We start from the raw sequence: 15857 nt of genomic DNA, 5'->3' as shown, positions 1-15857 counted from the left end.
CAGGGGCACCGCCCCTTACCGCGCTCTCATTCCCTTAGAGCTTGATCTCGACGTCGACACCGGCGGCCAGATCGAGCTTCATCAAAGCATCGACCGTCTGCGGGGTCGGATCGACGATGTCGAGCAGACGCTTGTGCGTGCGCATCTCGAACTGCTCGCGGCTCTTCTTGTCGACGTGAGGCGACCGGTTGACCGTGAACTTTTCGATCCGCGTCGGCAGCGGAATGGGGCCGCGGACGTTTGCTCCGGTGCGCTTGGCCGTCGACACGATTTCTTTCGTCGAGGCGTCAAGCACGCGGTGATCAAACGCCTTCAGGCGGATGCGGATATTCTGTCCGTTCATGCGTCACTTCCTTGTTCTGGCGCGGCGCGGGCAAATCCTGCGCCCGCGACAGATCGGTTTAAGTCTAAATTACTCTTTGATGGTGACGACGATGCCGGCACCGACGGTGCGGCCGCCTTCACGGATGGCGAAGCGCAGCTTCTCTTCCATGGCGATCGGCACGATCAGCTCGACATCGACCGTGATGTTGTCGCCGGGCATAACCATTTCCGTGCCTTCCGGCAGCGACACGATGCCGGTCACGTCGGTCGTGCGGAAGTAGAACTGCGGACGGTAGTTGGTGAAGAACGGCGTGTGACGGCCACCTTCGTCCTTGGTCAGGATGTAGGCTTCGGCCACGAACTTCTTGTGCGGCTTCACCGTACCGGGCTTGGCCAGAACCTGGCCGCGCTCGACGCCTTCACGATCAACGCCGCGCAGCAGCGCGCCGATGTTGTCGCCGGCCTGGCCCTGATCGAGCAGCTTGCGGAACATCTCGACGCCCGTGCAGGTCGTCTTGGTCGTCGGACGGATGCCGATGATTTCCAGTTCCTCGCCGACCTTGACGATGCCGCGCTCGACGCGGCCGGTGACGACCGTGCCACGGCCCGAGATCGAGAACACGTCTTCGATCGGCATCAGGAACGGCTTGTCCAGCGGACGAACAGGCGTCGGGATGTAAGCATCGACCGCAGCCATCAGCTCGCGGATCGCGTCTTCGCCGATGGTCTTGTTGGAATCTTCCAGAGCAGCCAGCGCCGAACCCTTGACGATCGGAATGTCGTCGCCGGGGAACTCGTTCTTCGACAGAAGCTCGCGAACCTCGAGCTCGACCAGTTCGAGCAGCTCGGCATCGTCGACCTGGTCGACCTTGTTCAGGAACACCACGATCGACGGCACGCCGACCTGACGGGCAAGCAGGATGTGCTCGCGGGTCTGCGGCATCGGGCCGTCGGCGGCCGACACCACCAGGATCGCGCCGTCCATCTGCGCAGCACCCGTGATCATGTTCTTCACATAGTCGGCGTGGCCGGGGCAGTCGACATGGGCGTAGTGGCGCGCTGCCGTCTCGTATTCGACGTGCGCCGTCGAAATGGTGATGCCGCGGGCCTTCTCTTCGGGCGCCGCATCGATCTGGTCGTAGCGCTTGTACTCGCCAAAATACTTCGTGATCGCCGCCGTCAGCGACGTCTTGCCATGATCGACGTGGCCAATCGTGCCAATGTTCACATGAGGCTTGTTACGCTCGAATTTACCTTTTGCCATGTGATGTCTCCAATCTGCTCGCCCGTACGGGCCTTGAATTAAGTTACCGATGCAACCCGTTCAGGTTACGCGTATTTCTTCTGGACTTCCTGGGCGACCGCGGTCGGCACAGGCTCATAGTGATCGAACTGCATCGTGTAGGCCGCGCGGCCCTGGCTCATCGAGCGCAGGTTGTCGACGTACTTGAACATGTTGGCCAGCGGCACCATCGCGTTGATGACGACAGCCACGCCACGCGCTTCCTGGCCCTGGATCTGGCCGCGACGGCCGTTCAGGTCGCCGATGACGCTGCCGACATAGTCTTCCGGCGTCACGACTTCGACCTTCATGATCGGCTCGAGCAGCTGCACGCCAAGCTTGGGTGCGGCTTCACGGAAGCAGGCGCGGCCGGCGATTTCGAATGCCAGAACGCTGGAGTCCACATCGTGGTAAGCGCCGTCGATAAGCGTCGCCTTGACGCCGATCATCGGGAAGCCCGCGAACGGACCCGACGACATGACGCTGTTGATGCCCTTTTCGACACCCGGGATGTATTCCTTGGGAACCGCGCCGCCGACGATCTTGGTCTCGAACTCGAACTCCGAGCTTTCCGGGTTCGGTTCGAACACGATCTTGACGCGGGCGAACTGACCGGTACCGCCGGTCTGCTTCTTGTGGGTGTAGTCCTGCTCGTGCCTGCGGGTGATCGTCTCGCGGTAAGCCACCTGCGGCGCGCCGACATTGGCCTCGACCTTGAACTCGCGGCGCATGCGGTCGACGATGATGTCGAGGTGAAGCTCGCCCATGCCCGAAATGATGGTCTGGCCGCTTTCCTCGTCGGTCTTGACGCGGAAGGACGGATCCTCGGCGGCCAGGCGGTGAAGGGCGAGGCCCATCTTTTCCTGGTCGTTCTTGGTCTTCGGCTCGATGGCGATCTGGATGACCGGATCGGGGAATTCCATGCGCTCGAGGATGACCGGGTGCAGCGGATCGCTGAGCGTGTCGCCGGTGGTCGTGTCCTTGAGGCCAGCCAGAGCGACGATGTCGCCGGCAAAGGCTTCTTCGACGTCGGCGCGCGAATTCGCATGCATCTGCAGCATGCGGCCGATGCGCTCTTTCTTGCCCTTGACGGTGTTGTCGACCGAGATGCCCTTGGTCAGCTTGCCCGAATAGATGCGGGCAAAGGTCAGCGAGCCGACGAACGGGTCGTTCATGATCTTGAAGGCCAGCATCGACAGCGGCTCGTTGTCGTCGGCATGACGCTCGATCTCGGCGTCGGTCTTGGCGTCGACGCCCTTGATGGCGGGAACATCGGCCGGCGACGGCAGGTATTCGACGACGGCGTCGAGCAGCGGCTGCACGCCCTTGTTCTTGAAGGCCGAGCCACAGAACATCGGGTAGAACTTGACCGCGATGGTGCCCTTGCGGATCAGCGCGCGGATCTCGTCATTCGACGGCATCTTGCCTTCGAGGTAATTCTCGAGTGCCGTCTCGTCCATTTCGACAGCGGCTTCGATCATCTTCTCGCGGTATTCTTCGGCGCGAGCCTGCAGGTCGGCCGGGATCTCGACGACGTCCCAGGCAGCGCCCAGCGTCTCGTCGCGCCAGACCAGCGCGTTCATCTCGACGAGATCGACGACACCCTTGAACTCGGTCTCGGCGCCGATCGGCAACTGCATGACGACGGCATGCGCACCAAGACGCGAGCCGATCATCTCGACCGAGCGGTAGAAGTCGGCGCCGATCTTGTCCATCTTGTTGCAGAAGATCATGCGCGGAACTTTATACTTGTCGGCCTGGCGCCAGACAGTCTCGGTCTGCGGCTCGACACCGGCATTGGCATCGAGCAGCGCAATGGCGCCGTCGAGCACGCGCAGCGAACGCTCGACTTCGATGGTGAAGTCGACGTGTCCGGGAGTGTCGATGATGTTGAAGCGGTACATCTTGCCGCTGCGACCCTTCCAGAAGGTCGTGGTGGCGGCGGACGTGATCGTGATGCCGCGTTCCTGCTCCTGCTCCATCCAATCCATGGTGGCAGCGCCGTCGTGGACTTCGCCGATCTTGTGCGACTTGCCCGTGTAATAGAGGACGCGCTCGGTGGTCGTCGTCTTGCCGGCGTCAATATGCGCCATGATACCGAAATTGCGGTAGTCTTCGATTTTATATTCGCGGGCCATCTTGGATGCCTTCTCAGTCTCGTTCGCGCTTTACCAGCGGTAGTGTGCGAAAGCGCGGTTGGCTTCTGCCATCTTGTGGGTGTCTTCACGCTTCTTCACGGCGGTGCCGCGGTTGTTGGCCGCGTCCATCAGCTCGCCGGAGAGGCGGTCGACCATGGTGGTCTCGTTGCGGTTGCGGGCCGCGGCGATCAGCCAGCGGATCGCCAGGGCCTGACGGCGCTCGGGGCGCACATCGACCGGAACCTGGTAGGTAGCGCCGCCGACGCGGCGCGACCGGACTTCCACATGCGGCGCGACATTGTCGAGCGCCTGATGGAAGACGGTGACCGGCTCCTGCTTGGTCTTCGACTGAACCTGGTCGAGCGCACCGTAGACGATGGTCTCGGCAACCGACTTCTTGCCGTCATACATGACGGCGTTCATGAACTTGGTAACGATCAGATCGCCGAACTTCGGGTCCGGATTGATCTCACGCTTTTCTGCACTGTGACGACGCGACATGGCTTTTGTCTCTCAATCTCGTAGCCCGACGCATTCAAGCAGCGCCAGGGCCGGAAAATCTTACTTCGGACGCTTGGCACCGTACTTCGAACGGCGCTGCTTGCGGTTCTTCACGCCCTGCGTGTCGAGCACGCCGCGGATGATGTGGTAGCGCACGCCCGGAAGATCCTTGACGCGGCCGCCGCGGATCATGACCACGGAGTGTTCCTGAAGGTTGTGGCCTTCGCCGGGGATGTAGCCGATCACTTCAAAGCCGTTGGTCAGGCGGATCTTGGCCACCTTGCGCAGTGCCGAGTTCGGCTTCTTCGGCGTCGTTGTATAGACGCGCGTGCAGACGCCCCGCTTCTGCGGGTTCTGCTGCATGGCCGGGACCTTGTTGCGCTTCACCGGCGCAATGCGCGGCTTGCGGATCAGCTGGTTGACGGTAGGCATTAAACCCTCTTGTCTCTCAATTCCGTGTCTCGCCCGGTCAGGGCCGCTCAAAGCGCCAATTCCATACGCAAATTCGGGCCATAAACCGCGCCTCGCGGTCCTGCCCGAACAAAATGCAGAGGAAGCGGGAACCGCTTCATGCGCGCCGGAAATGTCTTTTCGCTCGTAAAACGAACCCTGTTTGAGGCAAACTCCAAAGCGTGTCGCTTCGGAAGGGAGAGCCTCACATCGGTTCTGACTGGGCGGCTTCTACTCGCAAGACCGTGAACCGTCAACCCCGGCACGCCAAATATTGCGCGCTGACGACGGCTTGGCAGCCATGTGAAAGACGCATGTAATTTTCTTTCTTCATTTTGCAAGGCAGAGGAATAAAGTGACCCGCGCAGACAAGAAAGTGACCGGCTTTTGGCTGTCATGCGCGGGTTCTTCATGGCAAAAGGCGCCATGGACAGCGCAAATCCCCTCGCCCGCACCCGTCTCAAAAGGAATCAGCCCGTGAACGACAATGAGGAGCGCCCGGTCACCATCATCACCGGCCGGGTCTGGAAAAAGAAGGGCGGCAAGCCGGAAGGCGTGCATGTGATGCTGGTCGCGCCCGACGACGATTCGGCCGTGCGCCGGGCGCTCGAATCGCTCGCCGCCGAAGGCTATGCCGAAGCTGAGCTCGACCAGATCGGCGATATGGAGGGCGTACCCGACGAGGAGCCGCATCTGTCGGCCTTCCAGGGCGCGCTCGAAGGCGAAGTGTCGATCGTTACGTTCGAGGTTCCGCTCTGAGCGTCGCCGGCTGCTTGCGCCTGTCACCGCGCCGGCTTGCCCGGCACCGGTTCTCTGCTAAGAACCGGGCGACTTAACCAGCCAAATTCGAATCCGCGGAGTTCCCATGCCCTCGAACAATGGTCCCATCAAGCTCGGCATCGTCGGCGTCGGCAAGATCGTGCGCGACCAGCATCTGCCGGCAGTGGCCAAGGATGCGGACTACCGCCTCATCGCCGCCGCCAGCCGGCACGGCAAGGTGGACGGCATCCCGAATTTTCCGACCATCGAGGCGATGCTCGACGCGGTGCCGGAACTCGAGGCCGTGTCGCTGTGCATGCCGCCGCAGTTCCGCTACGACGCGGCACGCACCGCGCTAATAGCGAAGAAGCATGTTTTCCTGGAGAAGCCGCCGGGCGCCACGGTCAGTGAGGTCGAGGACCTGAAGCGGCTGGCGGCAGCCAACGGCGTCTCACTGTTCGCCAGCTGGCATTCGCGCTACGCGCCGGCAGTGGAGGCCGCGCGCGCCTTCCTGGCGTCGGCCAGGGTCAACTCGGCTGCTATCGTCTGGAAGGAAGACGTCCGCCGCTGGCACCCAAACCAGGACTGGATCTGGGCGGCCGGCGGTTTCGGCGTCTTCGATCCCGGCATCAACGCACTGTCGATCGCAACCCACATCCTGCCGGCGATGTTCATCACCTCGGCCGTCCTCGACTTTCCGGAAAACCGCGCCTCGCCGGTGGCGGCCCACGTGACCTTCCGCACCTCCGACGGATTGCCGGTGACCATGGAGCTCGACTGGCTGCAGACTGGACCACAGAGCTGGGACATCCTGGCCGACACCGACAAGGGCAAGATGGTGTTGTCGGGCGGCGGCACCAGGCTCGTCATCGACGGAAAGGTGGTTCACGACGAGCCGGAAGCCGAATATCCCCAGCTTTACCGGCGCTTCGCTGAAATCGTACGCGCCGGCGTCTCCGATGTCGATTTGGCACCCCTGCAGCACGTGGCCGACGCCTTCATGCTCGGCAAGCGCAATGTGGTGGAAGCGTTCTTCGATTGAGCGATGAGTTCTGCCGGACCGCAGTCCGGACACTCATCATGCAGCCTTACTCGACGATCGCAATCGCAAACCCGTCATAGCCTTTGGCGCCGACGGTCTGGATGGCGGTGCCGTCCAGGCGCTTGTCGCCGCCGATGAAGGAAAACGCACCGCGTGCGCCTTCGACATACGCGTCACGGCCATCGTCGTTGAGCACGGTGCCGTCGCGGATGACGTTGTCGCAGATGATGACCGTCCCCGGCCGCGACAGGCGCATGGCCCATGACAGATAATTCGGGTTGTTCGGCTTGTCCGCGTCGATGAAGATCAGATCGAACGGACCGGCATTTTCGGCAGCCAGCGTCTCAAGCGACTGAAGCGCGGGGCCGATCCTGAGCTCGACCTTGTCCGGCACCCCTGCCCGCTCGAGATTCGAGTGCGCGACTTTTGCATGATGCGGCTCGAGTTCGAGCGTCACGATCTTGCCGCCGACGGGCAATCCCCTTGCCATCCAGATCGTCGAGTAGCCGCCAAGCGTGCCGATCTCCAGCACCTTCCTGGCGCCGCTGATGCGGACCAGCAGCGACAGCAGCTTGCCCTGCGCCGGCGATACGTCGATGGCCGGCAGGCCCTGGTCGCGGTTGGCCGCAAGCACCGCTTCGAGGATGGGATCTGCCTCGAAGAGAGAGGAAACGATGTAGTCGTCGACGTCAGTCCAAACCTTCTTGCTCATGTTTTCCTCGATTCGATTGGGGGTCAAAACGCGAAAAGGGGCCACTGAGGCCCCCTTCCTTCTTCTCGTCCTACCGCGCTTACTGCGCGGCGTTGACCATGTCGGTCAGCATCGGCTCGGCGACCTCGACACCGGAGGCCTTGCGGCGTTCGTCGATGATCAGTTCGTCGCGCGAGGTGGCGATGCGCCGGATCTGGCTCATCGTGCCGCCGGTACCGGCCGGGATCAGCCGGCCGACGATGACGTTTTCCTTCAGGCCCTGCAGCATGTCGGTCTTGCCGGCAACCGCAGCTTCGGTCAGCACCCTGGTCGTCTCCTGGAAGGAGGCGGCCGAGATGAAGGAAGGCGTCTGCAGCGAGGCCTTGGTTATGCCCAGCAGCACCGGCTGGCCTTCGGCCGGCTTCTTGCCGTCCTCGACCAGGCGCTCGTTGACCTCTTCCAGTTCGATCACGTCGACGTGGTCGCCCGGAATGTAGGTCGAGTCGCCCTGTACCGTGATCTCGACCTTCTGCAGCATCTGGCGAACGATCACCTCGATGTGCTTGTCGTTGATCGACACGCCCTGCAGACGGTAGACTTCCTGGATTTCGTTCACGAGGTAGGAAGCAAGTGCTTCCACGCCCTTGATCGCCAGGATGTCGTGCGGCGCCGGATTGCCGTCGAGGATGTAGTCGCCCTTCTCGATGACGTCGCCGTCCTGGAGATGGAACGGCTTGCCCTTCGGGATCAGGTATTCGACCGGCTCAAGCGTCGAGTCATGCGGCTCGATGATGATGCGGCGCTTGTTCTTGTAGTCGCGGCCGAAGCGGATCGTGCCATCGATCTCGGCGATGATGGCGTGATCCTTCGGACGACGTGCCTCGAACAGTTCGGCAACACGCGGCAGACCGCCGGTAATGTCCTTGGTCTTGGCGCTTTCCATTGGGATACGCGCCAAAACGTCGCCGGGACGAACCTGCGAACCCGGCTCGACCGAAAGAATGGCCTCTACCGAGAGCAGGAAGCGGGCGTCGCCGCCCTTCGACAGCTTGCCGACCTTGCCCTTGGGGTCAAGGATGGCGATCGCCGGCTTGAGGTCGTTGCCGCGTGGCGTCGAGCGCCAGTCGATGACCTCGCGCTTGGTGATGCCGGTCGATTCGTCGGCCGTTTCCTGAACGGAAATGCCGTCGACCAGATCCTCGTACGACACCTTGCCCTCGATTTCGGTAAGGACAGGGCGGGTATAGGGATCCCATTCGGCGATACGCTGGCCCCGCTTCACCTTGTCGCCATCGTCCACGAAGATGCGCGAACCATAGGTAAGGCGATGCGAGGCACGCTCCTTGCCGGCTTCGTCGAGGATCAGCACCGCCATGTTGCGGCCCATGACCATCTGCTGGCCGTCCGAGTTGCGCACCACGTTGCGGTTGCGGATCTCGACCTTGCCCTCATACGAGGCTTCAAGGAACGAGCTGTCCACCACCTGCGCCGTACCGCCCATGTGGAAGGTACGCATGGTGAGCTGGGTGCCCGGCTCGCCGATCGACTGCGCCGCGATGACGCCGACGGCTTCGCCCTGGTTGACCGGGGTGCCGCGGGCAAGATCGCGTCCGTAGCAGACCGCGCACACGCCGATCCTGACCTCGCAGGTCAGTGCCGAGCGAATGCGGACCGACTGCACGCCGGCCTTTTCGATCTTTTCCACGTCACGTTCGTCCATCAGCGTTCCGGCCTTGACCAGAACTTCGCCCGAAACCGGATGCGTGATGTCGTCGAGCGAGGTGCGGCCCAGCACGCGCTGGCCGACCGAAGCGACGACCTGACCGGCATCGACGATCGGCTGCATGGTGAGGCCCTTGTCGGTGCCGCAATCCACGGAGTTGACGATGCAGTCCTGCGCCACGTCGACCAGACGACGGGTGAGGTAACCCGAGTTCGCCGTCTTCAAGGCGGTGTCGGCCAGACCCTTGCGGGCGCCGTGGGTCGAGTTGAAGTACTCGAGCACGGTCAGGCCTTCCTTGAAGTTCGAGATGATCGGCGTCTCGATGATTTCACCCGAGGGCTTTGCCATCAGGCCGCGCATGCCGGCGAGCTGACGCATCTGGGTGGGCGAACCACGCGCACCCGAATGCGACATCATGTAGATCGAGTTCATCGGCTTTTGACGGCCACTGTCCTCGAACTCGACGGCCTTGATGCGGGCCATCATCTCGTCGGCGACCTTTTCCGAGCACTTGGCCCAGGCGTCGACGACCTTGTTGTACTTCTCGCCCTGAGTGATCAGGCCGTCATTGTACTGCTGCTCGTATTCCTTGGCCAAAGCTTCGGTGTCGGAAACCAGCTTGATCTTGGCGTCCGGGATCAGCATGTCGTCCTTGCCGAACGAAATGCCGGCGCGGCAGGCGTGGCTGAAGCCGAGGGCCATGATGCGGTCGCAGAAAATGACCGTCTCCTTCTGACCGCAGTGGCGGTAGACGGTGTCGATCATCTTGGAGATGTTCTTTTTGGTCATCTCCTGGTTGGCCGTCTCGTAAGGCACATTGACGTTCTTCGGCAGCAGCTCGCCGATGATCATGCGGCCAGGCGTGGTGTCGTAGATTTTCGACACGACCTTGCCTTCGGCGTCGACCGTGCGGAAACGACCCTTGATCTTGGAGTGCAGCGTCACCGCCTTGGTCTCGAGCGCGTGCTGGAGTTCGCCCATGTCGGCAAACACCATGCCTTCGCCCGGCTCGTTCTGATTGACGATCGAGAGATAGTAGAGACCCAGGACCATGTCCTGCGAAGGCACGATGATCGGCGCGCCGGAAGCCGGGTGCAGGATGTTGTTGGTCGACATCATCAGCACGCGGGCTTCAAGCTGCGCTTCCAACGAGAGCGGCACGTGAACGGCCATCTGGTCGCCGTCGAAGTCGGCGTTGAAGGCCGTGCAGACCAGCGGATGCAGCTGGATCGCCTTGCCTTCGATCAGGATCGGCTCGAACGCCTGGATGCCGAGGCGGTGCAGCGTCGGCGCACGGTTCAAGAGCACCGGATGCTCGCGGATGACCTCGTCGAGGATATCCCAGACTTCCGGACGCTCCTTCTCGACCAGCTTCTTGGCCTGCTTGACGGTCGAGGAGAACCCCTTGGCGTCGAGGCGGGCGTAGATGAACGGCTTGAACAGTTCGAGCGCCATCTTCTTCGGCAGGCCGCACTGGTGCAGCTTGAGCTCCGGACCGGTGACGATGACCGAACGGCCCGAATAGTCGACGCGCTTGCCGAGCAGGTTCTGGCGGAACCGGCCCTGCTTGCCCTTCAACATGTCCGACAGCGACTTCAGCGGACGCTTGTTGGCGCCGGTGATGACGCGGCCGCGACGGCCGTTGTCGAACAGCGCATCGACGGCTTCCTGCAGCATGCGCTTTTCATTGCGCACGATGATGCCGGGGGCGCGCAGCTCGATCAGCCGCTTCAGACGGTTGTTGCGGTTGATGACGCGGCGATAGAGATCGTTCAGGTCGGACGTCGCGAAACGTCCACCATCCAGAGGAACCAGCGGGCGCAGGTCCGGCGGGATCACCGGAACCACCTTCATGATCATCCATTCCGGACGGTTGCCGGACTCCATGAAGTTCTCGACGACCTTGAGCCGCTTCAGATACTTCTTCTGCTTCAGCTCGGACGTGGTCGAAGCCAGTTCCGAACGCAGGTCGCCGGCGATCTTCTCCAGGTCCATGCCGGCCAGAAGGTCATGAATGGCCTCGGCGCCGATCATGGCGGTGAACGAATCCTCGCCATACTCGTCGACGGCGATCATGTACTCTTCCTCGCTGAGCAGCTGGTGCTCCTTCAGCGCGGTGAGGCCAGGCTCGGTGACGATGTAGTTCTCGAAGTAGAGGACGCGCTCGATGTCCTTCAGGGTCATGTCGAGCAGCGTGCCGATGCGCGACGGCAGCGACTTCAGGAACCAGATGTGAGCGACAGGTGCCGCCAGCTCGATGTGGCCCATGCGCTCGCGGCGAACGCGCGACAGCGTGACTTCGACGCCGCACTTTTCGCAGATGACGCCCTTGTACTTCATGCGCTTGTACTTGCCGCATAGGCATTCATAGTCCTTGATCGGGCCAAAAATGCGCGCGCAGAACAGACCGTCACGCTCCGGCTTGAAGGTGCGGTAGTTGATGGTCTCCGGCTTCTTGATCTCGCCGAACGACCAGGACAGAATCTTCTCAGGGCTGGCGAGCGATATCCGGATGGAATCGAACACCTGCGCCGGCGCCTGCGGATTGAAGAGATTCATGACCTCTTGGTTCATGCCGTTCTCCTTTTCGGGGTCCTCGAAAACCCCTTGCATCTAACGCGGGCCAAATGCCCGCTGAGTGGTCGGCCCACTGGCCGTAGAATTTGTCGCATCCGGTCGCGGCGTTCCGCGACCGGATGTCTTGCTTACTCGGCCGCGCCCCTATTCGGCAGCATCTGGCAGCCGGACAGGGTTGTCGTCGAGCTTGGTGTTCTCCAGCTCGACATTGAGGCCGAGAGACCGCATTTCCTTGACGAGCACGTTGAAGCTCTCGGGAATGCCGGCCTCGAACGTGTCGTCGCCGCGCACGATCGCCTCGTAGACCTTGGTGCGGCCGGCGACATCGTCCGACTTCACCGTCAGCATTTCCTGCAGCGTGTAGGCGGCGCCATAGGCTTCCAGCGCCCAGACCTCCATTTCGCCGAAGCGCTGGCCACCGAACTGCGCCTTGCCGCCCAGCGGCTGCTGGGTAACGAGCGAGTACGGACCGATCGAACGCGCGTGGATCTTGTCGTCCACCAGGTGGTGAAGCTTGAGCATATAGATATAGCCCATCGTCACCTTGCGATCGAACGGCTCGCCGGTGCGTCCGTCATAGAGCTGCGACTGACCGCTGGTGTGCAGGCCCGCCTGCTCCAGCATGATGTTGATGTCGACTTCATGCGCGCCGTCGAACACCGGTGTCGCGATAGAGACGCCGCGGCGCATCTGCTCGCTGAGGCGAACGATGCTCTCGTCGTCATATTCGCGGACCGGCTCGTTGCGGTCGTTGGCTGGGATGAAGCTCTCGAGCGTCTTGCGCAACGGCTTGATGTCTCCAGCCGTCTTGTACGCGTCGATCAGCTCGCCGATCTTCTTGCCCATGCCCGCGCATGCCCAGCCCAGATGCGTTTCCAGGATCTGGCCGACATTCATGCGGCTCGGCACACCCAGCGGGTTGAGCACGATATCGGCATGCGTGCCGTCCTCGAGGAAAGGCATGTCCTCGACCGGAACGATCCGCGACACGACACCCTTGTTGCCGTGACGTCCCGCCATCTTGTCGCCCGGCTGCATCTTGCGCTTCACGGCCACGAAGACCTTGACCATCTTCATGACGCCCGGAGGCATTTCGTCGCCGCGCTGGACCTTCTCGACCTTGTCCATGAAGCGCTGCTCGAGCGCCTTCTTGGAATCGTCGTACTGGCCACGCAGGGCTTCCAGTTCGCTCTGGAGCTTTTCGTTCTCCACCGCAAACTGCCACCACTGCGAACGCGGATACTCGTCAAGCGTGTCCTTCGACAGTTTCGAGCCCTTCTTGAAGCCCTTCGGCCCGGCAATCGCTTCCTTGCCGACGAGAACGTCGGAAAGGCGCGAATAGACGTTGCGGTCGAGGATCGCCTGCTCGTCGTCGCGGTCCTTGGCGAGGCGTTCGATCTCCTCGCGTTCGATCGCCATGGCGCGCTCGTCCTTCTCGACGCCGTGGCGGTTGAAGACGCGCACTTCGACGACGGTGCCGAAGGTGCCCGGAGGCATGCGCATCGAGGTGTCGCGAACGTCGGACGCCTTTTCACCGAAGATGGCGCGCAGGAGCTTTTCTTCCGGCGTCATCGGGCTTTCGCCCTTCGGCGTGATCTTGCCGACCAGGATGTCGCCCGGCTGCACTTCCGCGCCGATATAGACGATGCCGGCTTCGTCGAGGTTCTTCAGCGCTTCTTCCGAAACGTTCGGAATGTCGCGTGTGATTTCCTCCGGTCCAAGCTTGGTGTCGCGGGCCATGACCTCGAATTCCTCGATGTGGATCGAGGTGAAGACGTCGTCGGCCACGATGCGCTCGGAGAGCAGGATCGAGTCCTCGTAGTTGTAGCCGTTCCACGGCATGAACGCGACCAGCACGTTGCGGCCGAGCGCCAGATCGCCGAGCTCGGTCGACGGACCGTCGGCGATGATGTCGCCCTTGTTGACGCGGTCGCCCATGCGCACCAGCGGACGCTGGTTGATGCAGGTGTTCTGGTTCGAACGCTGGAACTTCATCAGCCGGTAGATGTCGACGCCCGACTTGCCGGGATCGAGATCTTCCGTGGCGCGGATGACGATACGCGTCGCGTCCACCTGGTCGACGATGCCGCCGCGGCGGGCGCCGATGGCGGCGCCCGAGTCACGGGCAACGATCGGCTCCATGCCGGTGCCGACGAACGGCGCTTCGGCGCGCACCAGCGGCACGGCCTGACGCTGCATGTTGGAGCCCATCAGCGCGCGGTTGGCGTCGTCGTTCTCGAGGAACGGGATCAGCGCCGCGGCCACGGACACCATCTGCTTGGGCGACACGTCCATCAGATCGACGTTTTCGCGCGGCGCCATCATCACTTCGCCGGCGCTGCGGCAAATGACGAATTCGTCGACGAAACCACCATTCTTGTCGAGCTCGGCATTGGCCTGCGCGACGTGGTGCTTGGACTCTTCCATAGCGGAGAGATAGACGACCTCATTGGTCAGCTTGCCGTTGACGATCTTGCGGTACGGGCTTTCGATGAAGCCGTACTTGTTGACGCGCGCGAAGGTCGCCAGCGAGTTGATCAGACCGATGTTCGGGCCTTCCGGCGTCTCGATCGGGCAGATGCGGCCGTAATGCGTCGGGTGCACGTCGCGCACTTCGAAGCCGGCGCGCTCGCGGGTCAGACCGCCCGGGCCAAGTGCCGACAGGCGGCGCTTGTGGGTGATCTCCGACAGCGGGTTGGTCTGATCCATGAACTGCGACAGCTGCGAGGAACCGAAGAACTCGCGCACGGCGGCAGCCGCCGGCTTGGCGTTGATCAGGTCCTGCGGCATCACCGTATCGATCTCGATCGAGGACATACGTTCCTTGATCGCGCGCTCCATGCGCAGCAGGCCGACGCGGTATTGGTTCTCCATCAGCTCGCCGACAGAACGCACGCGGCGGTTGCCGAGATTGTCGATGTCGTCGATCTCGCCCTTGCCGTCGCGCAGCTCGACCAGCGTCTTGACCACGGCCAGGATGTCGTCCTTGCGCAGCACACGCACGGTATCCTCAGCCTTGAGCTCGAGGCGCATGTTCATCTTGACGCGGCCGACGGCCGACAGGTCGTAGCGCTCCGAGTCGAAGAACAGCGAGTTGAACATGGCTTCGGCGGTTTCAAGCGTCGGCGGCTCGCCCGGGCGCATGACACGGTAGATGTCGAACAGTGCGTCCTGGCGGCTCTCGTTCTTGTCGACGTTGAGCGTATTGCGGATGTAGGCGCCGACATTGACGTGGTCGATGTCGAGAACCTTGATCTCGCTTTCGCCCGTGCCGAGCAGCACCTTCAGCGTCTTTTCGTCGATCTCGTCGCCGGCTTCGAGGAAAATCTCGCCGGTGCCGTAGTTGACGATGTCCTCGGCCAGGTAGTTGCCGAGCAGATCCTCGTCGGTCGCCTTGATCGCCTTCAGACCCTTTTCGCCAAGCGCCCTTGCCTGGCGGGCGGTGATCTTCTTGCCGGCCTCGACGACAACTTCGCCGGTGTCGGCATCGACGAGGTCGCCAACGGCCTTCAGGCCGCGGAAACGCTCGACGTTGAACGGGATGCGCCAGTGGTCGCCGGCGCGCTTGTAGGTGATCTTGTTGTAGAAGGTCGACAGGATCTCTTCGCCGTCCATGCCGAGCGCCATCAAGAGCGACGTCACCGGAATCTTGCGGCGGCGGTCGATACGGGCGTGCACGACGTCCTTGGAATCGAACTCGATGTCGAGCCACGAACCGCGATAGGGAATGACGCGCGCCGCAAACAAAAGCTTGCCCGAGGAGTGCGACTTGCCCTTGTCATGGTCGAAGAAGACGCCCGGCGAACGGTGCATCTGCGAGACGATGACGCGCTCCGTGCCATTGACGATGAAGGTGCCGTTGAGCGTCATGAGCGGCATGTCGCCCATATAGACGTCCTGCTCCTTGATGTCCTTGATCGACTTTGCGCCGGTATCCTCGTCGATATCGAACACGATGAGGCGCAGCGTCACCTTGAGTGGCGCGGCATAGGTCAGGTCGCGCTGACGGCATTCGTCAACGTCGAATTTCGGTCCTTCGAACTCGTACTTCACGAACTCCAGCATCGAGGAGCCGGAGAAATCGGAGATCGGGAAAACCGACTTGAAAACGGCCTGCAGTCCCTCGTCCGGACGCCCACCCTTGGGCTCCGCCACCATCAGGAACTGGTCATAGGATGCTTTTTGAACCTCGATCAGGTTCGGCATCTCCGCAACTTCCGGAATCTTTCCGAAGAACTTGCGTACGCGTCTGCGGCCATTGAAAGTCTGGGTCTGGGCCATCGTCGCTCCTTAGCTATAAACTCGGGGCGAGCCTCGCCGCGGCTCACCTTGCATGCGCGGCCACCTCGGCGGCGGCCCCTGATCTGTTT

General features: G+C 62.2%; 10 protein-coding genes. 2 read left to right on the top strand and 8 right to left on the bottom strand.

Annotated features, from left to right (window positions below; all coding sequences use genetic code 11):
- Nucleotides 1-34: 34 nt before the first annotated feature.
- The 5 genes from rpsJ to rpsL all read right to left on the bottom strand — a co-directional run bounded on the left by rpsJ (nt 35) and on the right by rpsL (nt 4677).
- Nucleotides 35-343 (bottom strand): 30S ribosomal protein S10, encoded by a 309-nt coding sequence (gene rpsJ / locus NLY42_RS20785; RefSeq protein WP_010909272.1) that lies wholly within the window; start codon nt 341-343, stop codon nt 35-37.
- A gap of 69 nt (nt 344-412) precedes the next feature.
- Nucleotides 413-1588, bottom strand: coding sequence for an elongation factor Tu (tuf, locus tag NLY42_RS20780; protein WP_023723394.1), 1176 nt, complete (start codon nt 1586-1588; stop codon nt 413-415).
- A gap of 65 nt (nt 1589-1653) precedes the next feature.
- Nucleotides 1654-3744 (bottom strand): elongation factor G, encoded by a 2091-nt coding sequence (fusA, locus tag NLY42_RS20775; RefSeq protein WP_023667430.1) that lies wholly within the window; start codon nt 3742-3744, stop codon nt 1654-1656.
- A gap of 30 nt (nt 3745-3774) precedes the next feature.
- On the bottom strand, nt 3775-4245 hold the full coding sequence (gene rpsG, locus NLY42_RS20770) for a 30S ribosomal protein S7 (RefSeq protein WP_008875664.1): 471 nt from the start codon (nt 4243-4245) through the stop codon (nt 3775-3777).
- Between the two features lie 60 nt (nt 4246-4305).
- Nucleotides 4306-4677, bottom strand: coding sequence for a 30S ribosomal protein S12 (gene rpsL / locus NLY42_RS20765; RefSeq protein WP_006333356.1), 372 nt, complete (start codon nt 4675-4677; stop codon nt 4306-4308).
- A gap of 495 nt (nt 4678-5172) precedes the next feature.
- On the opposite strand from rpsL, the gene NLY42_RS20760 reads away from it, so the two are divergent.
- Nucleotides 5173-5454 carry a transcriptional regulator gene (locus NLY42_RS20760; protein WP_023713029.1) on the top strand — a complete coding sequence of 94 codons (282 nt, stop codon included), beginning with the start codon at nt 5173-5175 and terminating at the stop codon, nt 5452-5454.
- A 106-nt stretch (nt 5455-5560) separates the two neighbouring features.
- Nucleotides 5561-6496, top strand: a complete 936-nt coding sequence (locus NLY42_RS20755) for a Gfo/Idh/MocA family protein (RefSeq protein ID WP_023756143.1) — start codon at nt 5561-5563, stop codon at nt 6494-6496.
- Nucleotides 6497-6542: 46 nt separating this feature from the next.
- On the opposite strand, the gene NLY42_RS20750 is transcribed toward NLY42_RS20755, so the two are convergent.
- The 3 genes from NLY42_RS20750 to rpoB form a co-directional block, all read right to left on the bottom strand.
- Nucleotides 6543-7208, bottom strand: coding sequence for an O-methyltransferase (locus NLY42_RS20750; protein WP_023667433.1), 666 nt, complete (start codon nt 7206-7208; stop codon nt 6543-6545).
- A 79-nt stretch (nt 7209-7287) separates the two neighbouring features.
- Nucleotides 7288-11484: a DNA-directed RNA polymerase subunit beta' gene (gene rpoC / locus NLY42_RS20745; RefSeq protein ID WP_023667434.1), complete on the bottom strand. Its 4197-nt coding sequence runs from the start codon at nt 11482-11484 to the stop codon at nt 7288-7290.
- Nucleotides 11485-11631: 147 nt separating this feature from the next.
- A complete protein-coding gene (gene rpoB / locus NLY42_RS20740; protein ID WP_023686024.1) occupies nt 11632-15768 on the bottom strand; it encodes a DNA-directed RNA polymerase subunit beta in 4137 nt (1378 codons plus the stop codon).
- Between the last annotated feature and the right edge of the window lie 89 nt (nt 15769-15857).

Origin of the sequence: Mesorhizobium sp. C372A (genome assembly GCF_030323245.1) — a bacterium.
Taxonomy (GTDB): domain Bacteria; phylum Pseudomonadota; class Alphaproteobacteria; order Rhizobiales; family Rhizobiaceae; genus Mesorhizobium.
This window is presented reverse-complemented; position numbering and strand designations above follow the sequence as displayed.